Below are 24,189 nucleotides of genomic sequence, written 5' to 3'. Positions count from 1 at the left end.
GCCCTCAAGGTTCAGCCAGCCTCTGCGGTGGGATCGGCTAATCTGCTGGTTATAACAATAACCACAGGTGAACGCAGTGAGGCAGACCACCGAAGCATTCCGCGCGCGCTACCGTGCCGACATTCATCCGCTCTACAACCCTTGGTTGCACGGCGTGTTTGTGCTGCTGTTCGGGTTGCTGGCCATCGGCGCGTTCTGGAACACCGTGCATCAGGTACACCCCCTGGAATGGCTGGCGGTGCCGCTGACCCTGTTGTTTTTCAACTTCGGCGTCTACGTCGTGCATCGGCATCTGGGGCACCACAAAAAGCGTCTGGCGCGAATGTTCTACGCCCGTCACGCCGGTGACCATCACAGCTTTTTCACCCCCGGCCACATGACCTACGACAATGCGCGCGACTGGCGGGTGATTCTGTTTCCGGCCTGGCTGATTGTGTTGCACACCCTCGTTATCACCGCGCCCGCGTGGTGGCTGCTGGCTCAGCTCAATGGCAACGTCGCGGGGCTGTTCGGCGGTTGCATGGTCCTCGGCTACCTGGCTTATGAAGTGTTCCACGCCTGCGAACATCTACCGCCCGGCAACCCGCTGACACGTCTGCCGTGGATCCGCCAGATGCGCCGTCTGCATGAACTGCATCACCGCCGTGAACTGATGCAGGAGCGCAATTTCAATATCGTGTTTCCACTGATGGACTACCTGTTCGGCACCCTGTACTGGGAACCGGAACAAGCGCCTCCACACCTGACGAGAACGCTCACCCGCCTGCAGCATGTGATCGACATCGCTGGAAATCCGCTCGCCGTGCTCGCCTACGCCAGCACGGCGACTCGTTGGCCGGAGTGGCATCCGTCCTCCCTCAAGGTCGACGGCCAGAGCGGCCCGTTGTATGCCGGGGCGCGGTTCGAGGAAGACATTCGGGCCGGTGGGCGTGAGGGACATTTGAGTTGGGAGGTCGACGAATACTTGCCCGGTCGCCGCTGGAGCGCTCGGGCCCGGGGCGATCATGGACTGTCGCTGGTGGTGACTTACGAGTGCGAGGCTTTTGGCGACGGTACGCGGTTTGTCCGCACCCTGGAATATTGCTTTAGCGGTGTACTGATGCGCATCGCCAATCGATTGTTGCTCAAACGGCGCATTGAGCATGAATCGGCGCAATCGATGCTGGCGTTACGCGAGATGGCGCAAAAACATCTGGCCTCGACAGGAGTCACCGCGTGAAAAGAGCCTTCAGGTTTCGGCATTTACTGTTGCTGCTGATCATCGTGATTGGTGGCTTCCTGTTGTTATTACCCACCAAGGTCCAGCCGATCGCCTGGACACCGTCACCAGCGCCCTCCCTCATCGATGGCATCTACACAGACAATCAGCGCCTCAAAGGCGTGGAACGTGTCGGTGCCGCTGACATCGACGGCCCGGAAGCATTGCTTCTGGAAGAAAACATACTCATCACCGGCCTGCATGACGGCCGGTTGATTAGCACCAGCCTCGACGGCAATACCACCAGGGTGCTGGCCGATACCGGTGGCAGGCCATTGGGCCTGGCGCGCCATCCCAATGGTTTGCTGGTGATCGCCGACGGGGTCAAGGGTTTGCTATCGCTCGATGCTCAAGGCCGGTTGATTGCATTGAGCACCACGGCCAACAACGTGCCCTTCGGTTTTACCGATGACGTGGCCATCGACAAGCCCGGGCATTACGCCTATTTCAGCGATGCTTCCAGCCGTTGGGGTTATGGCAAGGATGGCGAGGCGATCATCGAGCACGGCGGCGACGGCCGATTGCTGCGTTATGACTTCCAGACCGGCAAAACGACGGTTCTGCTGGACAAACTGGAGTTCGCCAACGGAGTGACCCTGGGGCCTGATGATGCGTTTGTGCTGGTCAACGAAACCGGTGCCTATCGCATTAGCCGCTATTGGCTGACCGGGCCGAAAGCCGGAACCCACGATCTGTTCATCGACAATTTGCCAGGGCTGCCGGACAACCTCGCATTCAATGGTCGCGACCGCTTCTGGGTAGCGTTGTATGCCCCGCGCAATGCGCTGCTCGACGCCACGGCGCCCTACCCTCTGGTACGCAAAATGATCGTGCGCGCGCTGACGGTCCTGCCCAAACCGGTGGAGAAACGCGCCTTCGCCCTCGGCCTGGACCTCGACGGTAAAGTGATTGCCAATCTGCAGGACGCCAGCAGCGGCAACTACTCCCCCATCACCACCGTGCGCGAGTATGGGGACTGGTTGTATCTGGGATCGCTGAAAGCGCGGCACATGGCGCGGTTGCCGTTGAGTACGGCATTGAAATAGGCGTTGCCGCGAAAAGATCGCAGCCTTCGGCAGCTCCTACGGGTGCGGGTGCATCCGCAAAATCACGGTGCGCACGGTCAACTGTGAGCTGCCGAAGGCTGCGATCTTTTGATCTTGAATCAACGCGAATCCATTTCACCATCGCGTACCGAATTGTCTGTCTCTTCGCGCACTCGCTCCGGGTCGATGTCAGTGACGTCATCCTGTTCCAGAGGCGTTATGTCCTCATTGTCCGGCAATTCATCGATGCCCGGTTCATCCTCGGGGTTGACGGTGGTGCGTCCCGGGCTCAGGGGTTCGGGATGCGTCGGGATCGGGTCATAGCCACCCTGTTCTTCGCTGGGATACTTTTCTTTATGGGGAAAGGCTGAATGGGGCATGGGGCACCTCGCATGGAGCCGTAATGTCTGGCTCTGATCGTTCGAGGTGCCGGTATTTATCCCCGTTCCAATTTTTCAGTCACCGGTCGTCGGTGGCTTGGTACAGAGTGTCAGGACGGCGTCTGGAGTCGTTCAACTATCTTGTTCTTGACCTGCACGCGCTTCTCTTTGAGCCTCTTCAGTGCGTCATCGCTGGGCGCATCCGATTGTGCGGACTCGGCCTTCAACACCTCCGCGTCTGCCTGAGAATATTTGTTTATCAGTGAATCCAGTAACGGATCCTTGGTGCGTTTTTGCTGGATCTCTTCCTTTGAAAGTTTCAGATCCTGATACAGATCATGAGTCACCGGCATGGAACACCTCCGTTTGTTAATCGGTAGCAAACGCGATCGATTGCGCTCACCAGCTATCAGAATGGCCTTGCTTACCGTGTTCTGTCGACCGTCTATCAGACCAGCGGTGTCCGTTCGTCGTCCTGTCGCAAACGCGATAAAACCTTTGCCCGAGCGCCCGCCTCCATTGAATAACGATCACCCGGATCGTCCATAAAAACTTGTGTGGAGAATGATCAATGGACGGCTTCAATCTGCGTCACCTCGCCCTGGCCGTTGCCTTGAGCACCAGCATGGGCACAGCTTTTGCCGCCGATTCCAACGACTTCGTCGATGACGCGGTCGCTGGCGGCATCGCGGAAGTCGAGACCAGCAAACTGGCCCTGGAAAAAAGCTCATCGGCCGACATCAAGGCGTTCGCCAACATGATGGTCACCGATCATTCCAAAGCCAATGAAGAACTGTCGACACTGGCGAAAAAGCATGACCTCGAAGTGCCGGACACGACGACGATAGTTAAACAGGCCAAGGAAAAAATTCTCGACCTGCGCGATGAATCCTTCGACACAGCCTATGCCAACAATCAGGTGAAGGCTCATGAAGAAGCCATTGAACGGTTCAAGAAAGAAGCCAATACGGTGACGGACGACAAGACCAAAGGCGCCACCGACCTCAAGGCCTTTGCACAAAAAATGCTGCCGGCGCTGGAAAAACATCTGGATATGGCGAAAAAACTCCAGGCGGCTCATCCCGACAAATAACCCTGCGCGCTGATGACAGTCAGTCAGGGTGCGGAATGAGCGGGCTGTGGCGAGGGGGCTTGCCCCCGTTGGGCCGCGCAGCGGACCCAGGACTTGCGAGCGCCGCGCACTCGAACGGGGGCAAGCCCCCTCGCCACACAAGCCCGCTCCCACATGGATTGCGCAGTCAATGCAAATCCAGACTCATCCACCCAGCACGCTGCGGATCATGCTCAACAGCGCTTCAGGGCCATAAGGTTTGCTCAGCAGATAAGTGTCGGGGCTGAGTTGGTGATTGCGCGAAATAATGTCCCAGGTGTGGCCGGAGGTAAACAGCACCGCCACCGGAGGATTCTGCACCTTGGCCCAGGCGGCCAGATCCGCGCTTTTGATCAGACCGGGCATAACCACATCGGTGAAGATCAGATCCACTGCCACGCCATCGAGCAACATCTGCATGGCCAGGTCACCGTTGGCCGCGGTCAGAACCTGATAGCCCTCTTCACGCAACAAGTCGACCGCCGAGCCACGCACCGCTTCGTTGTCCTCGACCACCAGAATGGTTTCGTGCCCGCCACGGTGCTGCGGATCATGGCGTGTTGTTTCACCGGGCAACGGGCGCAAGCTGCGCGGGAAATACAGCTGCACCCGAGTGCCCTGCCCGACGACACTGGAAATCTCGATATGCCCATCGCTCTGTTTGACGAAACCGAACACCATGCTTAAACCCAGGCCGGTGCCCTGGCCGTCGGCCTTGGTGGTGAAAAACGGTTCGAAGGCCTGTGCGAGCACTTGAGGCGACATGCCGACACCCGTATCAGCCACCGCGACGCAAACATAGTCGCCCGCGACGATGCCCTTGCCTGCGCAAAATTTGCGGTCGAGGACAATGTTCTCGGCGCTCAGGGCAATGGTCCCCTCGCCGCTCAAGGCGTCTCGAGCGTTGATCGCAAGGTTGAGAATGGCGTTTTCCAGTTGATTGCGGTCCACGTAGAGATGCCATGGATCGTCAGGCGCCGTCACCTTGATCTGGATAGTTTCCCCCAGCGCCCGCTGCAACAATTCCCCCAGGCCTTCGAAGATCTGCCGTGGATCGCAGACCGCCGGCGACAAAGGCTGACGACGGGCGAATGCGAGCAATTGCGACGACAATTTGGCACCGCGCTCGACCGCGGCAATCGACGCACTGACCCGGCGTTGCACATTGGCGTTGTCCGGCTCGTGACGCGCCAGCAAATGCAGGTTGCCGGCGATCACCTGCAACAGGTTGTTGAAGTCATGGGCCACGCCGCCGGTGAGACCACCGATGGCTTCGAGTTTCTGTGACTGGCGCAACTGCTCTTCGGCCGCCAGCCGCGCTTCGACTTCGTCGGCGACTCGCTGCTCCAGGTTGCGGGTGAATTTGAGCAAGGATTCTTCGGCGGTCTTGCGTTCGTGGATGTCGATCAACACCCCGGGAAAGCGGAACGCCTCGCCTTTTTCATCGAACTCGCAACACCCGCTGGCCAGCACCCACAGGTAACTGCCATCGGGCCGCAGCACCCGGTATTCGGCGTTATAGGGTATGCCGGTTTCCACCGACTGATTGAGCCGCTCCTGAACCCAGCTGCGGTCGTCGGGATGAATCTGCATTTCGGCGATGAGCGGTGGCAGATTGGCCAGGTCCTGATCGGGCGGATAGGAAAACGTGCGGGCGAAGCGTTCGTCGGCAGACAGCACATTAGCCTTGATGTCCCAGACGAACGAGCCGAGCAAAGCCCCGGCATTAAGCGCCAGGCGAACTCTTTCGTTGTCGGCGCGATAAGCGCTTTCGGCTTCCTGGCGGCGGCGCTCGGAAATCACATGATCAGTGGTGTCGACCACCATTGCCATGACCCCGGCGGGGTGCCCGTCATCATCGGCGACGGGGCTGTAGTAAAGATCCATCCAGACGTCTTCGGGTACGCCATCACGCAACAGCACCAGGGCTTTGTTGTGATAGGACAAGGTGCCGCCCGCAAGGCAGGTGTCCACCACATGCCGATTGAATTCGGCGACCTCTGGCCAGCCCAACTCCACCGGCGAACCCAGCAGGTAAGGATGGCGCCCACCGGCAAATCTCGAGTAGGCATCGTTATAGATCATGTAACCGGGCCGGCCCCACAGCATCACCATCGGCAGGGGTGAGGCGAGCAATAATTGCACCGCGCTGCACAGGCTCCCGGGCCAGGTATCGATGCTCCCGAGCTCGGTCAGGCTCCAGTCGAACGCGCGAATGCGTCCGGCCATTTCGCCGCTCCAGCCGGTACATCCGTGGCTATTGTCTAGAAACTGCATCGACTGGCCTATGTCCTGTGGATGACATGTTTTCAGGCAGTGCAACGGCGTGAGGAGACGGTGCGTGCCCGTTTGTTTCGAGCACCGCCGGCGCCAATGGTTTCATTGAGGTATAGCTGAATGTCGCCGGTTCAACGGAAATCCCGGCTGCGCACATGGATACCGTCGAGCAATGAACTCAGGTCGCTCAAGCGCCCGGCAATCAGATGCCGCACCTCGCCTTCCTTTTCCCAGCGCCCATCGACCTTGAGCAATTGCGAGCCGACCAGTACCTGCCGTTGCCGTTCAGCCAGGTCGCGCCAGACCACCACGTTGACGTTGCCGAACTCGTCTTCAAGCGTCACGAAGGTCACGCCGCTGGCGGTGCCCGGGCGTTGCCGACCGGTCACCAACCCGGCGACGCTGACCGGTCGGCCGTGCTCGACATCCATAAGTTCTTTCGAACTGCGGCAACGCCGGGCTTTCAATTCACCCCGCAGCAATGCCAGCGGATGCGGGCCGAGGGTGGTGCCGACACTGTTGTAGTCGGCTTGCAGGTCCTCGCCCACGGTGGGTTTGGGCAGAGACACCGTCGGCTCTTCCTGGCTCGGCAAACCGGCAAACAAGCCGAGCTGCTTCTGCACCCCCGCCACTTCCCAGCGCGCCCGATGCCGGTCACCGGCCAGCCCGCGCAATGCACCGGCATCGGCCAGTTGTTCCTGAGCGCGGGCATCAAGTCGTGCCCGTTCACCTAGGTCGGCGATGTCGGCAAACGCCCCTTTTGACCGTGCGTTTTCAATACGCCTGGCATCGTCCTCGCGAAAGCCTTTGATCATCCGCAACCCCATGCGAATGGCCGGCTGCGCGCCGGTGATCGGTTCCAGGCTGCAATCCCAGTCACTGGCCCGCACGTCCACCGGACGAATCTGCAAATCATGTCGGCGGGCGTCTTGGAGAATCTGGTCCGGGCTGTAGAAACCCATGGGCCAGCTGTTGATCAGCGCACAGGCGAAGGCTGCCGGCTCGTGGCATTTCAACCAGCAACTGGCATAGGTCAGCAAGGCGAAACTGGCGGCGTGGGATTCGGGAAAGCCGTAATTGCCAAAGCCTTTGATCTGCTCGAAGATCTGCGCGGCGAATTCCGCCGTGTAGCCGTTTTTCTTCATCCCGTCCGCCAGGCGTTCCTTGTGCGGTTCCAGTCCGCCGTGGCGTTTCCAGGCGGCCATGGAGCGGCGCAATTGATCGGCCTCGCCGGGGCTGTAGTCGGCGGCGACAATCGCGATCTGCATCACCTGTTCCTGGAACAGCGGCACGCCCAACGTACGCTCCAGCACCGCTTCGAGTTCTTTCGATGGGTAGATCACCTCTTCTTCGCCCTTACGCCGCCGCAGATAGGGATGCACCATCCCGCCCTGAATCGGCCCCGGACGAACGATTGCCACCTCAATCACCAGGTCATAGAAGGTCGTGGGCTTGAGCCTTGGCAGCATCGACATCTGAGCCCGGGATTCAATCTGGAACACCCCGATGGTATCGGCACGTCCGATCATCTCGTAGGTTTGCGGGTCTTCGGCCGGCACCGTTGCCAGACTCAGGTCCCGGCCACGGTGCCGACGCAGCAGATCGAAACAACGGCGAATCGCGCTGAGCATGCCCAGCGCCAGAATATCGACCTTGAGCAGCCCGACCGCATCCAGATCGTCCTTGTCCCACTGGATGATGGTGCGCTCGGCCATGGCGGCGTTTTCCACCGGCACCAGGCTGTCCAGGGGCTGCTCGGAAATCACGAAACCGCCAGGGTGCTGGGACAGGTGCCGGGGGAAACCGATCAACTGCCCCGTCAGGCTCAACACCCGGCGCAACACCGGGCTATCGGGATCAAAACCGCCTTCACGCAGGCGCTCGACGGGAGGCACCTGATCACTCCAGTGGCCGCAGCAGTCGGCCAGGGCGTTGACCTGATCCGGCGGCAAACCCAGTGCCTTGGCCACGTCGCGGACTGCGCCGGCACCGTGGTAAGTGCTGACCACCGCCGTCAGCGCCGCACGGGTCCGACCATAACGCTGAAACACGTATTGCAGGACTTCTTCACGCCGCTCGTGCTCGAAATCGACGTCAATGTCTGGCGGCTCGTTGCGCTCTTTGGAGAGAAAACGCTCGAACAGCAGCGTGCTCCGCTCCGGGTCGATCTCCGTGATCCCCAGCACATAGCACACCGCCGAGTTGGCGGCAGAACCGCGCCCCTGACAGAGAATGTGTTGCTTGCGGGCGAAATTCACAATGTCGTGAACCGTCAGGAAATAACTTTCGTACCCCAACTCGGCAATCAGTTGCAGCTCCTTGTCGATCTGCGCCAACACCTCGGCTTTAGGGCCTTTTTCCCAGCGCCACCGAACACCCTTTTCAACCAGCTCCCGCAGCCAGGACGTAGCCGAGTGACCGTCGGGCACCAGCTCCCGGGGATATTGATAACGCAACTGACCGAGGTCGAACGTGCAGCGCCGGGCGATGTTCAGCGTTTCGTCGAGCAGTGCCCGCGGATAGAGTTCGCGCAAGGCGTCGAGGCTGCGCAAATGCCGTTCGCCGTTAGGGTGCAGACGCAACCCGGCCTCGGCCACCGGCAAGTGATGACGAATCGCGGTCATGGTGTCCTGCAAGGCACGCCGGCCGCGGGCGTGCATGTGCACATCGCCGCTGGCCACCGCCGGGATCCGCAGTTCCCGCGCCAGGGTCAGCAGCGCCGCCAGTCGCCGGGTGTCGTCCTGCCCGCGATGTAACTGAACGCTCAGCCACAGGCGCTCGGCAAAGGTCTGCTTCAGCCAGCGGCCCTGCTCAACGTCATCGACGGCGTCCGGCACCCACAACACCAACAGCCCCGGCAACGGCTCGCCGAAATCCTCCCGCAGCACCTGATACTGGCCTTTCTGCGTACGGCGTCTGGCGCGGGTAATCAGTCGGCACAGGGCTTGGTAACCCTCGAGGCTTTCCACCAGCAGCACCAGTTTCGGTCCGTCTTCGATGCGTATTTCACTGCCGATGATCAGCGGCAATTCCACGGCCTTGGCCGCCTGCCAGGCGCGGACGATACCCGCCAAGGTACATTCGTCGGTAATCGCCAGCGCCTGATAGCCCTGCTTTTTCGCCCGTTGAAAAAGCTCAAGCGCACTGGAGGCACCGCGCTGGAAACTGAAGTTCGACAGGCAGTGCAGTTCGGCATAGTCGACACTCATGCGAACCAGCCTTGCAGCCACAACGGACCGCCTTCGCCCACCGCCCGATAGGCCCAGCCCTGCTGGCCGGAACGGGTTTCGATCAGGTAATAATCGCGGCGCACGTCGTCGCCGTCCCACCAGCCCGACTCGATGCGTTCCGGCCCCATGAGGATGCGCGTCGAACCTTCGTGTACTGCCTGCGGCTCCGTCAGCAACCAGCCCGGACGTTGCACGGCAGGCAATGCCTCACAGGTCTGGCTGTTGACACTGGTCTGCCACGCGCATTCGGGCCGGTGATCGGCCTGGAACCGCAAGCCTTGCACCGCGTCATCTCCCAATCGCGCGCGCAAGCGTTCGCGCAATTGTTCCCACGGCAAGGATTGCTGCGGACGATCGTCGAATAACTCCTGGTACTGGGGCACAAAGGTCGGCAAGTCTTCAGCGCTCAGACGAAAACCGCGCACCGGCGCCTCGACCTGAACCTGCTCCAGCCTCCCCCGGGCCAGTTCGAACAGCATCGCCGGATCGCGCTCGGCGCTGAGCAGGCCGACCTTGATCAGCGTGTCTGGCAACCCGGCGTGCTCCAGGTGCAGGTCAAAACGCTGCACACCGCTGTCGCGTCCGCAGAGGAACGCCGCCAGATCGCCGGTCAGCCTGCGCAATGGAAACAGCAATGCCTGATGGGATTGCACATCGAAGTTGAGCTCGATGCGCACATCGAAACGGTCCGGCGGCAGGTAAAACGCCAGCGCCAGCTGTCGTAAACCGAACAGGGTGTCCAGATGCTTGAGCACCTGGGCTTCGAAACGCCGGGCCAGGCTATGCCGTGGCAGCGCCTGCACCTGACTCAAGGTGCGCAGCCCCATGCGCGACAGTGCCGTGGCAACACTTGGCTCCAGGGCGATCCGGTCGACGGGCAACTGCCCGAGATGGTGCTGCAAAGCATCATTGTCCGGCACCACCAGACCGTCATAAACATTGGCCAGCACCCGCGCCGCCACCGGGTTGGGCGCGGCGACAATCCGGTGACGAAACCCCAGTTCGCCAAGTTCCGCCCGCAACCGCGCCTCGAACTGCGGCCAAGGCCCGAACAAGCCCAGGCTGGATTCGATTTCAAACACCACGGCGCGCGGATAATGCACGCTGACCTGAGAGCTGAACCGATAGGCCCAGGCAGCCAGGAACTGCTGCCAGTGCTCGATCTCCGCGGCGTCGTATTCGGCGGTGACAAACCCTTTGCTCAGGGCCTGAGCGGCGGTCATCGACTGGCCGGGACGCAAGCCCAGCGCCCGCGCCGAACCGTTGACCGCTTGCAGCACCCGACGCTGGGCTGGGCCGGTCAGCAGCGCCAGCGGCTCATCGGGGTCGGGGCGCTGACGCAGTACCGCGTCCAGCGCCAATTGCGGGAAGAGAATGCAAACCCAGCGCATGGCAACCTCAATGCCCGATGGCAAAGGCAATCGGCGCCGAACGGGCCAGCCCGCCCCGGCACTTGAGCACTCGCAATTGCGCAGGTTTGGCGTCGATGGCGATGCGCAGGGCCGCTGGCGACGGGTTGATGGCCTCACTGATCGAGCGGTAGGCGAACGCTAGGGTCTGACCGGTTTCCGCCGCCACCTGCAAACGTCGCAATGCCCGATCGTCGGCTTTGTGCGGCCAGCACAACACCGCCCCGCAACTGCCCGAACGCAGGCATTGTTCCGCCGCCCACAGCGCATCGCGCTCGCTGGCCTGGATGATCGACAGTTGCCGCAGATCGACCCCGGCGTTCTGCCAGGCCTGGGGATACGGCACGTAAGGCGGCGCCACCAGCACGATGCGCTCACCTGCCGCCGACAGCCGCGCCAGCGCTGGCCACACCAGTTGCAACTCACCCACGCCCTGCCCGGCCAGCAGGATTTCAGTCAGCGCCGCCTCCGGCCAACCACCTGTGGGCAATGCCGCATCCAGCGCGGCATGCCCCGTGGGTTGCGGGCTGACGGCCGGTGGCGCAGGCCGGCCCTTCCAGACCTGGCCGCCATTGAACAGCGTATCCAACGCAACGACGGCGCCCATTACCCTTGCCTCACCAGACCGCAGAACACGCCTTCGATGGCCAGATCCTGATCGGCTCGAACAATGATCGGCTTGTAAGCCGGATTGCGCGGTAACAGGCGAACAGAATCGCCGACCCGCTCGAAACGCTTGATGGTGACTTCGCCGTCGAGCCGCGCCACGACGATCTGGCCGTTGACCGCTTCGGGATTGCGCCGCACGCCCACCAGATCGCCGTCGAGAATACCGTCCTCGATCATCGAATCGCCCTGCACCCGCAGCATGTAATCCGGTAGCCGCGAGAAGATCGACGGATCAAGCAGCAAACGGCTGTGGACTTCGGCATCGGCACCGATCGGCGCACCGGCCGCCACTCGACCGAGTACCGGAACGTCCAGCAGCTCGGGCCGCGGCGGTTGATTCAACAGCCGAATGCCGCGCGCCTGATGCGGATTAACCTCGATGAAACCGGCCTCGGTCAGCGCCAGCACATGCTTGCGCGCCACGCTGCGGGAGGCGAAGCCAAAGGCCTCGCTGATCTCAGCGAGGCTCGGGGGCTGACCGTGTTCGGCGATTCGATCGCGGATGAAGGTCAGGATGGCGGTACGGCGGGGAGTTAAAGTCGTCATGGAGTACATTTGTACTCTTTTGGGCTTTTCCTGACAAGGACTTGTAGGAGCTGTGTAGGAGCTGTGTAGGAGCTGTGTAGGAGCTGTGTAGGAGCTGTGTAGGAGCTGTGTAGGAGCTGTCGAGTGAAACGAGGCTGCGATCTTTTGATCTTGCTCTTTAAAAACAACATCAAAAGATCGCAGCCTCGTTTCACTCGTCAGCTCCTACAGGTTTCAGGTGAGTCCTGAGAGGTAGGGCCACGGGTAGATGCCGCGTTCGTGTCTGCGAGTGGCGCGCAGACGGACTTGCCAGTAATCGTCGCTCAAGGCTTCAACCAAGGCAGAACCAGCATCGGCGTGTCCGACTTTACCCGAGGTTTAGCCGACACGCAGTGCGCGCAGGTCAAGGCGACCGTCCTTGAGCGGTGGGCACCAGTAGTAACCGCCGGTGATCGGTCGGCTGATGCGATACAGGCCGTCGGTAATGCCGTCTTCCAGACCGCTCATGCGCCGCAACTGGGATTCGAAGGCATCGAGGGAAAAACCGAAGGCCAGGAACATCAGGCCGGCATGCTCGCCTTCGATCCACGGCATCGAGCGACGGACCACGAAGGCTTCAGGTGTGAAGCTTTCCTGGGCGGTGCGCTTGACGTGGGCAGAGATCGGCGCGTCATCGAGTTCTTCGTTGTCGCTCAGGCGACGGCCCATGATGTTGTCTTTCTCATGGGGCGGCAACGCGTGGAAACCTTTCAAATCATGCTGCCACTGCTGGATCGCGGCGAAGCTGCCACCGACCAGACCGTCCGCGCCGTCGCTCAACAATGCAGCGGCGACAGCGGCTTCATCGTGAGGGTTTTCGGTGCCGTCTTCGTAACCGGTCAGGTCGTGCCCGGTCATGTGGCGGAAGGTTTCGATCATCTGCACCAGACGCAGGGCCGGTGCCAGCGCGGCTTCGAGCGCACGGCTGCGATTGAGCAGTTCGCCACGGTCAACACCGTGCAGCCAGCACCAGAGCGCGTGTTGGGTCGAGGGGTTGTCGACACCGACACCGACCAGCGCAGGAAAGGCGCGCAGCCCGTCGATCTGCGCGTGCAGCGCCTTGACCAGGGATTCACCGAAACCGACTACAGCCGACTTGCCGTCCACCAGGCGCATCAGGTTATCCAGCGCAGCCGGCAGTGCCTCGGCGGATTCAAGGGCGAAGAACATATGACGAGCTTGAGGCGGAACAGGGGTGGCGAGAATGCCCGGCTGGTAATAACTCATATGAACTCCTTTGAGAAAGAGCGTGAAGTTTAACCGGGGGATCGTTACTTGTGTGTTTTCAGGGCAAAAGATCGACCCGTAGCAGCTGCCGACAGATTCGCGATCCATAACGCCGAGCAAAAAAATCATAAGATGAGCCATGACAAGCGAGTCCGAGGTCTGCTAAAACGATTCATCAGTGCATCACCCAATCCAGACGGGGTAGCGATATGACCACAGCACAAATCCTTGGCAACCTGTTTCCCACTGCCGACAACGTCCCGGAAAAGTACCGCCTCAACGGCCCGACCGAGCAGCGCGAGTATCTGGTCGATGGCGAACTGAAAACCTGGTCCGGGCCCCTCGCTCAAGTCCGCAGCCCGGTGTACCTGAGCGGTGCGAATGGTGATGAACAGGTGATCCTCGGCAGCACGCCGCTGCTTGATGCCAATACTGCACTGACCGCGCTCGACGCCGCCGTCCGCGCCTACGACCGCGGCCAGGGCCTGTGGCCGACCATGCGCGTGGCCGAGCGCATCCAGCACGTCGAAACCTTCCTGGCTCGCATGCGCGAACAGCGCGAGGCGGTGGTCAAGTTGCTGATGTGGGAGATCGGTAAAAACCTCAAGGACTCGGAAAAAGAGTTCGACCGCACCTGCGATTACATCGTCGACACCATCAATGCCCTCAAGGAACTCGACCGCCGGTCCAGTCGCTTCGAACTGGAGCAGGACACTCTCGGCCAGATCCGCCGCGTGCCGTTGGGCGTGGCGTTGTGCATGGGGCCTTACAATTACCCGCTGAACGAAACCTTCACCACGCTGATTCCCGCGCTGATCATGGGCAACACCGTGGTGTTCAAGCCGGCCAAGCTTGGGGTGCTGTTGATTCGCCCGTTGCTGGAAGCCTTTCGCGACAGCTTCCCGGCCGGTGTCATCAACGTTATCTACGGCAGCGGCCGCGAGACGGTCAGCGCACTGATGGCCAGCGGCAAGATCGATATCTTTGCGTTCATCGGCACCAACAAGGCCGCCAGCGACCTGAAAAAACTCCACCCAAGGCCTCACCGCCTGCGCGCAGCGCTGGGCCTGGATGCGAAGAACCCCGGCATCGTTCTGCCTGAGGTCGATCTGGACAATGCCGTGAACGAAGCCGTCACCGGTTCCCTGTCGTTCAACGGCCAGCGCTGCACTGCGCTGAAAATCCTCTTCGTCCACGAAGACGTGGTCGAGGCGTTCATCGAGAAATTCAACGCCAAACTCGCCAGCCTCAAACCCGGCATGCCGTGGGACAGTGGCGTGGCCCTGACGCCATTGCCGGAATCAGGCAAGGTCGATTATCTGCACACTCTGGTGGCGGACGCGGTCAGCAAAGGCGCAGCCGTGGTCAACCCCAATGGCGGTGAGTCCCGCGCATCGTTCTTCTACCCGGCCGTGTTGTACCCGGTGACACCGCAGATGCGCGTCTACCAGGAAGAACAGTTCGGCCCGGTCGTGCCGATCGTGCCTTACCGTCATCTGGACACCGTGATCGATTACGTCCTGGAGTCCGACTTCGGCCAGCAACTGAGCATCTTCGGCACCAACCCGGTGGCGGTCGGCAGGCTGGTGGACACCTTCGCCAACCAGGTCGGCCGGATCAACCTCAACGCCCAGTGCCAGCGCGGTCCGGACACCTATCCGTTCAACGGTCGCAAGAACTCCGCCGAGGGCACGCTGTCGGTGCACGATGCGCTGCGGGTGTTTTCGATTCGGACCCTGGTGGCGACCAAGTTCCAGGAGAGCAGCAAAGAGCTTCTCAGCGAGATCATCAGCGGACGCAACTCGAGTTTCCTGACCACTGACTACATTTTCTGAGGCCTGTTCACTGCGCCGCCACCCGCCGAAGCTTCAGGCTCCAACCCTGTTGCATCCCGGCGGCGGCCAACAGAATCGCGGCAACACCGATCCATTGCAGCGGCTCCAGGCGATGGCCGAAGGCGAACCAGTCAACGAAAATCGCCGCAATCGGATAGATGAACGACAACGCGCCGGTCAGCGCTGTCGGCAGTTTTTGAATCGCGCCGTAAAGCAGCACATACATCAAACCGGTATGCACGATGCCCAGGGTCACCAGACTGGCCCAGGCATCGGGCGTTTGCGGTATCGCCGAGAAGTGCGCAAAGGGCGCGAGCAATAGCATGCCGGTGCACACCTGGATCAATGCGATCAGATGCGGTGGTGTGCCGGTCAGGCGTTTGATGATCAACGCGGCAATCGCGTACAGAAAGGCAGCCCCTAGCGCCAGACCAATCCCCATCAGGTAATCGTTGCCACCCTCACCCTGCTCACCATGTGCGCTGACAATCGCCAGCATGCCTAGAAACGAAATGCCCAGCCAGAACAACTTCTGCAGGGTGATCTTCTCCCCCAGGAACAACGCCGCCAGCCCCACCAGCATGAATGGCTGTACGTTATAAACCGCCGTGCCAATGGCAATCGAGGCGCGAGAGTAAGACGCGAACAACAGCACCCAGTTGCCGACAATCGCCACACCACTCAGTACGGCCAGCAAAAAAGTGGTGGACGTCAAAATGCCAGGACGCAGAAAGCCGAACGCCGCGCAGATCAGCAATAAGGTGGCGGCACCGAACACGCAGCGCCAGAACACCACGTCCAGTACCGGTTGCCCGGACACCAGCACGAACCAACCGATGGTCCCGGAAATCAGCATGGCGGCGGTCATTTCGAATGAGCCACGACGTAATGTTTTGTCCATCATCCACCTCCTGTATTTGAGCCCAAAGTATGCCAATCCATTTGGGGGCTTCTCCAGCGCAAAAAGCAGGCTAAACTCGGCTTCTGCCTTTTTTATCAAGGCTTATTCAACCGATTGCCTAACAGGGGATTCGCCATGACCGACGACATCGACCAAGTGCTGATTAGCGCGTTGATGGAAGATTCACGCCGCTCGCTCAAGGCCCTGGCACAGATCAGCGGCCTGTCCTCGCCCAGTGTCGCCGAGCGCCTGCGCCGCCTCGAAGAACGTGGCGTGCTCAAGGGCTACACCGTCGAGATCGACCCCAAATGCTTTGGCTACCAACTCCAGGCCATCGTCCGCATTCGCCCATTGCCGGGCCAGTTACAGGAAGTGGAGCGACAGATTCAGGCCATCCCCGAATTCACCGAGTGCGACAAAGTCACTGGCGATGACTGCTTTATCGCCCGCCTGCATGTGCGCTCGATGGAACAACTGGACACCCTCCTCGATCGCCTCAACAGCCACGCCGAAACCAACACCGCCATCGTCAAGAAGACCCCGGTCAAGCGCCGGCTGCCACCGATGGCTTGAGTGCTGTTTTGTTCGTAAAAGGGTAGATTGGGGTTTTTCCGGCGAAGGATTGGCGGTATGAAAACTCAAGTCATGTTACTGGCGGTAATGATACTCACTGGTTGCGGCACGTTTCAGACCGTGGTGCGCAGTGACGAGGCAGCGGCGAAGAGTCTCAAGGAACGGAAAACCTACTGCGGTGCGGTTCCACGGATCTATAGCGGCGTGACGTATGATTTTTGCAGTCTGCATGCGCCTCCAGGCCCGGGCATTGATGAGTACAAATACAACAACGGCACGCCCTTTGTACTGATCGACGTAGTGATTTCCGGCGTTCTCGACACCATGCTGCTGCCCTACACCATTTATCGGCAACAGGCTGATGGCAGCATCATTGTGGCCGAATAAGGAGCAGGTGAATGTTGTCTCACGTTTTTATCGGCATCACCGATTTCGATCGTGCATTAGCGTTCTACCAACCGATCATGGATGCACTGCAGCTGCAGATGAAATTTTGCGATCCCGGCAAACCCTGGGCTGCATGGATGAGCAAGAATGCACCGCGTCCGCTGTTCGTCATTGGTACTGCGTTCGACGAACAGCCGGCCACACCAGGGAATGGGCAGATGATCGCCCTGCTTGCGCCGAGCCACGAGATCGTCAACCGCTGTCACGCACTGGCCATGGCTCATGGTGGATCCTGCGAAGGGCCGCCGGGTCTGCGTCCGCACTACCATCCCGATTACTTCGGCGCCTATATGCGCGACCCCGACGGCAACAAACTCTGCGTGTGTTGCCACGAACCTGATCAAAACCAACGCTGAGCCAAATCACAGACAATAAAAAACCCGCCGAAGCGGGTTTTTTACTCAAGGCTGGCGATCAATCATCGCGGCTCATGATGCCGAACAGTTGCAGCAAGCTGACGAACAGGTTGTAGATCGATACATACAGGCTGATGGTCGCCATGATGTAGTTGCGCTCGCCGCCGTGAATGATGGCACTGGTCTGGAACAGAATGCACACCGAGGAGAACAGCACGAAACCTGCGCTGATCGCCAGTTGCAGACCGCTGATCTGGAAGAACAAGCTCGCCAGAGTCGCGCCCAGCAGCACAAAGAAACCGGCGGTGATGAAACCACCGAGGAAACTCATGTCCTTACGGGTGATCAGCACATAAGCCGACAGGCCGCCAAACACCAGCGCGGTCATCGCGAAGGCCGAGCTGACGACTTCCGCGCCGCCCTGCATACCCAGGTAACGGTTGAGAATCGGGCCGAGCAGGAAACCCATGAAACCGGTCAGCGCGAACGCAGAAACCAGGCCCCATGCCGAATCACGGAGTTTGTTGGTGAGAAAGAAAAGGCCGTAGAAGCCGATCAGCACCACGAAGATATTCGGGTAGCCGACACGCATCTGCTGCGCGACAAACGCCATCACGCCGCTGAATGCGAGGGTGAGGGCGAGTAAGCCGTAAGTGTTGCGCAGGACGCGGCTAACCTCTAGCTGCTCAGCCTGCACGCTGTTATTAACTGCGTAATCCTGTTCGCGCATGGCGACACTCCTGTTGGGTTTGAAACGTTCAGTCGCAAAGATCATAACAGACGCTCTGTAACAAGCCATGCAGAGAGTTTGACAGTGTGTTTCATTCAGGTATTATGGCGCCCGCAACGCAAACGGAGGTGTGGCCGAGTGGTTTAAGGCAACGGTCTTGAAAACCGTCGACTGTAACAGGTCCATGAGTTCGAATCCCATCGCCTCCGCCATATTTGTACCGACAAAGCCCTGATTATTCAGGGCTTTGTCGTTTCTGGGGTTCCCGATTTCTGTTGCACCATTTCTGTATCGCTTCCGTATCTTTTCCGTCCTTTCCGCATCCCTACCCTACGACGCCACGTCTCCGACCACAGATGCGAGGTAGATACGCTCATGTGATCAGTGCAAAGCCTTCGCCGAGAAGACTGAATTATGCGTATCGGCGTTGCGCCCTGCTCCGCCGGGGGTGACAACCAGCGCCAACATTCGGATCGCCATCAAACAGATCGCCAAGGTCCATCCGGCAACCAACTGGTGATCGCCCACGGCAATGGTCCGCAGGTCCAAGCAGACTGCGATTTTGCCCGCCATACTGGAAAAACCGCGGTGATCGGTCCACTCTCGGATATCGAAGCGATTGTCCAGAGCAAGGCTCTAGCGATCCCTGGATTCGTTCTGTCAACCATCTATGGAAAAGCAGACCCATGAAACCAATCCGCGCCGTTGCCCTCGCCTCACTCCTCTTAACCGCCTGCCTGACGGCCCATGCCGCCGATATACCGTTGGGCAGCAGTGCCATGGAAGGTCACATCGTTTCACGCGTACTGGCCGTTGACCCCGCCAACTACCAGGTCACCATCGAAGATCGCGACAAGAATCCAGTGCCCATCCAGCTCACCGACCAGGCCAAAAACCTGCACAATTTGAAAGTCGGCGACACGGTCGATATTCATGTGATTCGCTCGGTCGCTTATAAGCTTGATACCGATGTTGGCGGTGCATCGGGCGTCACTAATGAATCCATGTCCATCCGCGCCACCAAGGACAATCCCAATCCCGGAGGTGAAGCGGTTCGCCAGGTCAAGGTCACGTCCAAGATCACTCGCATTGACTTGAAACAGCATGAGGTGACCTTGCTTCCGCCGGAGGGAAAAGCGACGGTCCTGAAAGTCGAAGACCCGGAGCTTCAGGAAAGGATGAAAAAACTCCAAGTGGGTCAGACGGTCGATGCCATTTATACCGAAGTCCTGAAGGTCAAAACTTCACGCTAACGACGTTCGCCGACAAACGTGGCCTCGAACAACAGGACTTGAGTTCGACATGACAGATCTGTTCAATGCAATCGGACTTGGGTTACTGGCGCTGCTGCCGTTGACTAACCCTCCCACCACAGTTGCGCTGTTTCTCGCCTTGAGTAAGGGGCTGAGCCACAAGGAAAAAAAGTCACAGGCTTTTCTGACGTCATTCTATGTCTTTCTGATCATGACGTTCACTTACTATGTAGGCGCGTTTGTTATGGATGCATTTAGCATCTCCATACCGGGCTTGCGTATGGCCGGTGGCGGAATTCTCATCATCATGGGCTTGAAGATGCTGTTTCCGCCGCCTCTTCAACACTCTGCTTCCAGCAATGGCGCAACCGAACAACCGAACTTTGCCTTCATCCCGCTGGCCATGCCCAGTACGGCCGGACCTGGCACCATTGCGATGATCATAAGCTCCGCCGCCACTATCAAACACAGTACGTTATTTCCTGCCTGGGTCTTATTAACAGCCCCTCCGTTAATCTTCCTGTTTACCGCTCTTATCCTTTGGGTATGCCTGCTTGGCTCAGGAATAATCATGAGAATAATGGGACAGTCAGGCATTGATGCCATATCACGGCTGATGGGTTTCCTTCTGGTATGCATGGGCGCGCAATTCGCCATTAATGGCTCGGTGGAAATAGTCCAAACCATCATCGACAGTAATGCTCACCTGCTCCGCCCTCAGTAATTTCGAAGAGCGGGGCCTTGCTCTACAAAACGTTTGAAAGTCAGCGGTACCAAGAATCCATCGACGATGCATCGTGAATGAAACGCATCAAGCTGGGAATGATGTGAGAAGCATCTGGCCCAACGCCTCTGAGGGTGGCCGAAGCAAAGTTGCGCTGTTTCGGCAATCCCACAAAATACAAACCCGGTACGTGCTCCGCCTGCCCATTGCGCTGAGCAAGGTTTCCGTTGGCCTCCCTGTGCAGACCTGCCAAAAAACCAAGGTTTGGACGAAATCCGGTCGCGAAAATCAAACTGTCCACTTCAGCATGTTGGCCATCGGCCCAGAGCACGCCCGTTGACGTTACCTGCGTGAACATCGGCCTGCGCTCAAAAAGACCCTGCTTCATGGCTCGACGATAGGCGCCATCATCCAGTACAGGAGTACTTTGATCATTCAGCCAACGAGTCTTCTCTATCCCTGTCCACTTGAGCCAAGCATGAAAATCCACACCGAGGATCTTTTGCGGAAATAACCGGATCGACTCCCTTGTCGCCAATACGACGCTGCTGACTTGAGCCAACTCATGGGCAATTTGTACCGCTGAGTTGGCCGCTCCTATGACCACTACTCGTTGATCACTGAAGCCGTCGACATTTCGGTAATCAGCACTGTGTAAACGTTGCCCGCGAAAACTTTCCAGCCCCTGAATGTTGGGGATGAACGGCTGATTGAATCCTCCGGTGCAAACGATCAATGCTTTGGAGCAGAAACACTGACCATCCGATGCCTGAAGCAAAAATAGTCCGTGCTTCCTGCGCACTTTCTGGACTCGTATGTTCTGCCGAATGGGTAGCTGGAAAGCGTCCGCGTACTGCTCCAAATAACGTACGACTTCATCGCGTAGCGGATAATGCCTGGCGTCAGCTGGAAAGGGCATCCCAGGTAACGATGAGTAAGCAGCAGGGGAAAAAAGTCTCAGGCTGTCGTAGTAGTTGCGCCAGTTTCCACCTGGCTGGCTCTCGGCATCCAGAATGAGAAACCTGAGGTTCTGCTGCCGCAGATGCCAACCACACGCGAGCCCGGCTTGGCCCGCACCGATAACGATGACGTCCATGGGCCCAGTTTTTACATTCATGTATGCGCACTCATGCATATATACAGATAATAAAAAAACTACGCTGGCGCACCAGGGCAGCAGAACGGGGCCAGACTCTTCATGTGTTGGAGAATGCCTTCGAGCCGTGTCACCACCGCCGCTCCATCCACCTCGTAAAACATCTGCCGGCTGACCTTGGTAGCACGGACGATGCCCGCCTCGGAGAGCACTTGCAGATGGCGAGATACCACAGAACGCTCTTGAGGCAACCCCTCGGCAATCTCGGCGATATCCGCACGCCCCAATTGCATGACTCGCTTGAGTACAGCTACCCGCGACGGCTCGCACAGAGCTTTGAAGAAAGCTCCATCGAGAGAGTCGATTGCGGCATCAATTGCCCGGGAACGTATGGAAATTCGGTTCGTCATGCGGATGACTATATGTGCATATTCATGCACACGTCAATTCGCCGAATAAGTGTGCATCGCTATTTTTCAATAAGCCCTTCGCGCAACGACCGCCTGACCTCAGCCTGTATGGCATAAGCCGGCGCCTCTACAGCATTGAAATCCTGTGTATAGCGCTGGGCAAATCCTTCTACCCCCCACTCCTGATACTGCTGCACATGCTTTAACTCGTGAGCCCAGAGCGCGATGTTCTGTTCTGCGGTTTGAGCGTCCCGGAAGAGGATGATGTCGATCAGCGTCACGGCTCCGACATCGGGGTTTTGCAGCATGGCAGTCGCGGCGTTGAATTGGCCGTTGTCGCTAACTTTGTAGTGCGCGGCATCGAGGACGCTGGGGTCGTACCAGCGCAGCAGTTGCTCGCGGATGTGCGCAGGAATGGGTTGGATGCCGGCGCTGGCTGCATCAGCGCGGGCTTGGGTCAGCCATAGCGCCAGGGCAGGTGCCGCGATCTGGTGGACGTCATCAGGCAGGGAGCCGAGCATCGGCTCCAGGTCTGGCAGGCAGATGCAGCCGTTCAGGCACACTTCTTTTTCGCCAGCTGGGCAAGCGTTGGTCTGGGCTGGCACTTCAAACGTCAGGCAAAGCACAAACAGCGTCACCAGGCGCGCGGTGATGGGTGGCATTGGGCGCTCCAGGGACGGACGCAGCGCGAACAGGTCACAATTGATCGAGGATCAGCATAGCTTTAGCGTAGTCCCGAACCAGGCGCTCCCAAGATAATTGCAGGGATGACCAATCCCTCGCTCGGTGACTTTTCGTACAGCCGCTGGAGCGTGTTCAAGCCAGCAGCTCGGTGATCCACCGGGCTTGCCGGGCGATGTCTTGCACCTTTTCCTCGGGCACGACCTGCCGAGCCCGGGCGAAGCTGGTCAGCGTCTGTTGCTTGTGGCGCAGAATGCGCTGCCACTTGATCAGGAACGCCGGGCTGCGTGCCTGCATCTGCAGTGGGCCGAAGTACAACTCCTCGGCGGTATACAGCACCGGCCCGACGCGCTCGGCGACGATGATCTCGTAGTAGAAGCGGTTTTCCCGCAGCACTTCCTCGCAGAGGATACGGTAGCCATTCTCCATCAGCCATTGGCGCAATGGCTGCTCGCCACCGTTGGGCTGCAGGATCAGTCGCTCACGGCCGCTCAGGCGCGCCTTGCCGTTGTCGAGGATGTCGCGGATCGTCTCGCCGCCCATGCCACAGATGCTGATCGCCGTGATCCCGTCTTCTGGCTCGATCGCCGCCAGGCCATTGGCCAGGCGCACGGTGATCCACTGGTCCAGGCCGTTCTCGCGCACAGTGCGTTCGGCCGAGCGCAACGGCGTCAATGCCACCTCGCCAGCCACCGCCGCCGCGATGGCGCCACGGCGCATCAACGCCACCGGCAGATAGCCGTGATCCGAGCCGATATCGGCCAGGCGCGCATCTGCTGGTACATGCGCCGCGACGCGTTCCAGGCGCATGGACAATGTGTGTTCGTTCAACAGCAGCCCCTTTTCACCACGAACGTCCGAAACCTTTGGCCGGATCGGGGCGCGATTCTGTCGAGTCACGCCATGCATTTCAAATTTATGCGACCAGGGCCATGGCTCGCCCCGACCTGCCGCACACGTATCGACCCAAAAAAATACCTGGATCAGCTCTCAGGGGAAATGATCGAGTCCAGACTGGGTTCAGCAGCCAGTTTCAATCGGTCAGCTTTACTGATGTATTTAGACTTACTGGGCGGTGCCAATTTGGCGCTGGCCTTTTTTGCGTGAGCCTTTAATAACTGCTTTATTTTTTTACGACGGTTCATATGTCCTGCTCGGCGTGTGAGTTCTTGAATGATGGCAGAGGTTCGGGTAACGGGACAATGGTTGATGGCCTCCATGGTTCGCGACAACGCTTCTGCGACCTGCCAGCACTTGTCCTATCCTTCCATCTAACCCATGACTCCGGACATCGAAATGCCCGCCCCCGAATCCACCCTCCTCCAGAGCTGGCACCACAACGCCCAATCCTGGATCGAGGCCATCCGTACCGGCACCATCGAAAGTCGCCTGAAAGTCACCGACCAGGCCATCCTGCTGGCGGTACTCGGCCGCCAACCCGAGCACGTGCTCGACCTGGGCTGCGGCGAGGGCTGGCTGTTGCGTGCCCTGGCTGACCACGCCATCCAGGCGGTTGGTGTGGATGGCGATGCAGCGCTGGTCGAGGCGGCGCGGGCGGCGGGCTCTTCGCGGGTGCATTTGGCGAGCTATGAAGAGTTGGTGGAGGCGAAGGTAGACATTGGCAGCAACTACGACCTGATCTGCGCCAACTTCGCCCTGTTGCACCAGGACATCATTCCCCTGCTCACGGCCATGAACGCCCTGCTCGTCCCTGGTGGCACGCTGGTGATCCAGACGCTGCATCCGTGGACCGCGGCGGCGGGCGGCTATCAAGATGGTTGGCGTGAGGAGACCTTCGCTGGGTTCAAGGGGCAGTGGCAACCCATGCCGTGGTACTTCCGAACGCTGTCCAGTTGGCTCAATGCTCTGGACATGGCCGGTTTTCGGCTGGCCGGCCTGCAGGAGCCGCAGCACCCGCAAAGCCCTGTGCCGCAGTCGTTGCTGCTGGTGGCAGAGCAAAACCCACTCACTGTCGCAAAAGTAGTCGCGGCAATGGGTACTGACTGACAGGC

The 24,189-nt window shown here is 59.5% G+C and carries 25 protein-coding genes, 1 tRNA gene and 2 pseudogenes; 12 read left to right on the top strand and 16 right to left on the bottom strand.

Features of this window, described 5'->3' with window-relative positions; translation table 11 throughout:
* The first annotated feature begins 76 nt into the window (after nucleotides 1–76).
* On the top strand, nucleotides 77–1,219 hold the full coding sequence (locus ACQKPC_RS03780; protein ID WP_427623161.1) for an SRPBCC family protein: 1,143 nt from the start codon (nucleotides 77–79) through the stop codon (nucleotides 1,217–1,219).
* Entirely contained in the window at nucleotides 1,216–2,304 is a 1,089-nt protein-coding gene (locus ACQKPC_RS03775) for an SMP-30/gluconolactonase/LRE family protein (protein WP_427623160.1), read from the top strand. The genes ACQKPC_RS03780 and ACQKPC_RS03775 overlap by 4 nt, the downstream gene beginning before the upstream one ends.
* A 119-nt stretch (nucleotides 2,305–2,423) precedes the next feature.
* Here the strand turns inward: ACQKPC_RS03775 and ACQKPC_RS03770 are convergent, their stop codons facing one another.
* Nucleotides 2,424–2,684, bottom strand: coding sequence for a hypothetical protein (locus ACQKPC_RS03770; RefSeq protein ID WP_427623159.1), 261 nt, complete (start codon nucleotides 2,682–2,684; stop codon nucleotides 2,424–2,426).
* Between the two features lie 110 nt (nucleotides 2,685–2,794).
* Nucleotides 2,795–3,037, bottom strand: coding sequence for a hypothetical protein (locus tag ACQKPC_RS03765; RefSeq protein WP_401171279.1), 243 nt, complete (start codon nucleotides 3,035–3,037; stop codon nucleotides 2,795–2,797).
* Between the two features lie 218 nt (nucleotides 3,038–3,255).
* Between ACQKPC_RS03765 and ACQKPC_RS03760 the strand changes: the two genes are divergently transcribed.
* A complete protein-coding gene (locus ACQKPC_RS03760) occupies nucleotides 3,256–3,777 on the top strand; it encodes a DUF4142 domain-containing protein (RefSeq protein WP_427623158.1) in 522 nt (173 codons plus the stop codon).
* A gap of 183 nt (nucleotides 3,778–3,960) precedes the next feature.
* On the opposite strand, the gene ACQKPC_RS03755 is transcribed toward ACQKPC_RS03760, so the two are convergent.
* The 7 genes and pseudogenes from ACQKPC_RS03755 to ACQKPC_RS03725 form a co-directional block, all read right to left on the bottom strand.
* A complete protein-coding gene (locus tag ACQKPC_RS03755) occupies nucleotides 3,961–6,072 on the bottom strand; it encodes an ATP-binding protein (protein ID WP_427623157.1) in 2,112 nt (703 codons plus the stop codon).
* 131 nt (nucleotides 6,073–6,203) lie between these two features.
* Nucleotides 6,204–9,302, bottom strand: coding sequence for an error-prone DNA polymerase (locus ACQKPC_RS03750; protein ID WP_427623156.1), 3,099 nt, complete (start codon nucleotides 9,300–9,302; stop codon nucleotides 6,204–6,206).
* The gene (locus ACQKPC_RS03745) at nucleotides 9,278–10,693 is read right to left on the bottom strand and encodes a Y-family DNA polymerase (protein WP_427623155.1); all 1,416 of its coding nucleotides are present in this window, start codon (nucleotides 10,691–10,693) and stop codon (nucleotides 9,278–9,280) included. The genes ACQKPC_RS03750 and ACQKPC_RS03745 overlap by 25 nt, the downstream gene beginning before the upstream one ends.
* 7 nt (nucleotides 10,694–10,700) lie before the next feature.
* Complete coding sequence (gene imuA, locus ACQKPC_RS03740; RefSeq protein WP_427623154.1) at nucleotides 10,701–11,318, bottom strand: translesion DNA synthesis-associated protein ImuA; 618 nt, start codon at nucleotides 11,316–11,318, stop codon at nucleotides 10,701–10,703.
* Nucleotides 11,318–11,935 carry a transcriptional repressor LexA gene (lexA, locus tag ACQKPC_RS03735; protein WP_310659029.1) on the bottom strand — a complete coding sequence of 206 codons (618 nt, stop codon included), beginning with the start codon at nucleotides 11,933–11,935 and terminating at the stop codon, nucleotides 11,318–11,320. The genes imuA and lexA overlap by 1 nt, the downstream gene beginning before the upstream one ends.
* Before the next feature lie 255 nt (nucleotides 11,936–12,190).
* Nucleotides 12,191–12,283: pseudogene (locus tag ACQKPC_RS03730) on the bottom strand (hypothetical protein); the annotation flags it as partial.
* A complete protein-coding gene (locus ACQKPC_RS03725) occupies nucleotides 12,284–13,171 on the bottom strand; it encodes a Dyp-type peroxidase (protein ID WP_427623153.1) in 888 nt (295 codons plus the stop codon).
* A 209-nt stretch (nucleotides 13,172–13,380) separates the two neighbouring features.
* Here ACQKPC_RS03725 and ACQKPC_RS03720 point away from each other — a divergent pair, with 209 nt between their 5' ends.
* Nucleotides 13,381–15,006, top strand: coding sequence for an NADP-dependent glyceraldehyde-3-phosphate dehydrogenase (locus ACQKPC_RS03720; RefSeq protein WP_427623152.1), 1,626 nt, complete (start codon nucleotides 13,381–13,383; stop codon nucleotides 15,004–15,006).
* Between the two features lie 7 nt (nucleotides 15,007–15,013).
* Here ACQKPC_RS03720 and ACQKPC_RS03715 read toward each other — a convergent pair whose 3' ends face one another.
* Nucleotides 15,014–15,907, bottom strand: a complete 894-nt coding sequence (locus tag ACQKPC_RS03715) for a DMT family transporter (RefSeq protein WP_427623151.1) — start codon at nucleotides 15,905–15,907, stop codon at nucleotides 15,014–15,016.
* Nucleotides 15,908–16,042: 135 nt separating this feature from the next.
* On the opposite strand from ACQKPC_RS03715, the gene ACQKPC_RS03710 reads away from it, so the two are divergent.
* The 3 genes from ACQKPC_RS03710 to ACQKPC_RS03700 are packed head-to-tail and all read left to right on the top strand — an operon-like array spanning nucleotide 16,043 to nucleotide 17,283.
* Nucleotides 16,043–16,480 (top strand): Lrp/AsnC family transcriptional regulator, encoded by a 438-nt coding sequence (locus tag ACQKPC_RS03710; RefSeq protein WP_008006559.1) that lies wholly within the window; start codon nucleotides 16,043–16,045, stop codon nucleotides 16,478–16,480.
* A 57-nt stretch (nucleotides 16,481–16,537) separates the two neighbouring features.
* Nucleotides 16,538–16,867, top strand: coding sequence for a YceK/YidQ family lipoprotein (locus tag ACQKPC_RS03705; RefSeq protein ID WP_427623150.1), 330 nt, complete (start codon nucleotides 16,538–16,540; stop codon nucleotides 16,865–16,867).
* Nucleotides 16,868–16,878: 11 nt separating this feature from the next.
* The gene (locus tag ACQKPC_RS03700; RefSeq protein ID WP_427623149.1) at nucleotides 16,879–17,283 is read left to right on the top strand and encodes a VOC family protein; all 405 of its coding nucleotides are present in this window, start codon (nucleotides 16,879–16,881) and stop codon (nucleotides 17,281–17,283) included.
* A gap of 58 nt (nucleotides 17,284–17,341) precedes the next feature.
* Here ACQKPC_RS03700 and ACQKPC_RS03695 read toward each other — a convergent pair whose 3' ends face one another.
* Entirely contained in the window at nucleotides 17,342–18,013 is a 672-nt protein-coding gene (locus ACQKPC_RS03695) for a Bax inhibitor-1/YccA family protein (RefSeq protein ID WP_007898177.1), read from the bottom strand.
* Nucleotides 18,014–18,137: 124 nt separating this feature from the next.
* On the opposite strand from ACQKPC_RS03695, the gene ACQKPC_RS03690 reads away from it, so the two are divergent.
* From ACQKPC_RS03690 to ACQKPC_RS03675, 4 genes and pseudogenes are all read left to right on the top strand, one after another.
* A tRNA-Ser gene (locus ACQKPC_RS03690) sits at nucleotides 18,138–18,225 on the top strand.
* A 251-nt stretch (nucleotides 18,226–18,476) separates the two neighbouring features.
* Nucleotides 18,477–18,559 (top strand): annotated as a pseudogene (locus ACQKPC_RS03685) (hypothetical protein); the annotation flags it as partial.
* A 140-nt stretch (nucleotides 18,560–18,699) separates the two neighbouring features.
* On the top strand, nucleotides 18,700–19,266 hold the full coding sequence (locus tag ACQKPC_RS03680) for a hypothetical protein (RefSeq protein ID WP_427623148.1): 567 nt from the start codon (nucleotides 18,700–18,702) through the stop codon (nucleotides 19,264–19,266).
* Between the two features lie 49 nt (nucleotides 19,267–19,315).
* Nucleotides 19,316–19,990 (top strand): MarC family NAAT transporter, encoded by a 675-nt coding sequence (locus ACQKPC_RS03675; RefSeq protein ID WP_427623147.1) that lies wholly within the window; start codon nucleotides 19,316–19,318, stop codon nucleotides 19,988–19,990.
* Between the two features lie 40 nt (nucleotides 19,991–20,030).
* On the opposite strand, the gene ACQKPC_RS03670 is transcribed toward ACQKPC_RS03675, so the two are convergent.
* From ACQKPC_RS03670 to ACQKPC_RS03650, 5 genes are all read right to left on the bottom strand, one after another.
* Nucleotides 20,031–21,107: a flavin-containing monooxygenase gene (locus tag ACQKPC_RS03670; RefSeq protein WP_427623146.1), complete on the bottom strand. Its 1,077-nt coding sequence runs from the start codon at nucleotides 21,105–21,107 to the stop codon at nucleotides 20,031–20,033.
* Nucleotides 21,108–21,145: 38 nt separating this feature from the next.
* Nucleotides 21,146–21,496, bottom strand: a complete 351-nt coding sequence (locus ACQKPC_RS03665; RefSeq protein WP_427623145.1) for an ArsR/SmtB family transcription factor — start codon at nucleotides 21,494–21,496, stop codon at nucleotides 21,146–21,148.
* Between the two features lie 59 nt (nucleotides 21,497–21,555).
* Nucleotides 21,556–22,158, bottom strand: coding sequence for an eCIS core domain-containing protein (locus ACQKPC_RS03660; RefSeq protein ID WP_427623144.1), 603 nt, complete (start codon nucleotides 22,156–22,158; stop codon nucleotides 21,556–21,558).
* A 154-nt stretch (nucleotides 22,159–22,312) separates the two neighbouring features.
* Nucleotides 22,313–23,008 (bottom strand): tRNA (adenine(22)-N(1))-methyltransferase, encoded by a 696-nt coding sequence (locus ACQKPC_RS03655; protein WP_063340190.1) that lies wholly within the window; start codon nucleotides 23,006–23,008, stop codon nucleotides 22,313–22,315.
* Nucleotides 23,009–23,160: 152 nt separating this feature from the next.
* Nucleotides 23,161–23,322, bottom strand: a complete 162-nt coding sequence (locus tag ACQKPC_RS03650; protein WP_218396186.1) for a DUF2986 domain-containing protein — start codon at nucleotides 23,320–23,322, stop codon at nucleotides 23,161–23,163.
* Between the two features lie 151 nt (nucleotides 23,323–23,473).
* Here ACQKPC_RS03650 and ACQKPC_RS03645 point away from each other — a divergent pair, with 151 nt between their 5' ends.
* Nucleotides 23,474–24,184 carry a class I SAM-dependent methyltransferase gene (locus tag ACQKPC_RS03645; protein WP_427623143.1) on the top strand — a complete coding sequence of 237 codons (711 nt, stop codon included), beginning with the start codon at nucleotides 23,474–23,476 and terminating at the stop codon, nucleotides 24,182–24,184.
* Nucleotides 24,185–24,189: the final 5 nt, after the last annotated feature.

It is taken from the genome of Pseudomonas sp. NPDC089918 (assembly GCF_050280605.1).
GTDB lineage: Bacteria > Pseudomonadota > Gammaproteobacteria > Pseudomonadales > Pseudomonadaceae > Aquipseudomonas.
The sequence above is the reverse complement of the archived record's forward strand: the minus strand, read 5'-3'. Positions and strand labels throughout refer to the sequence as shown.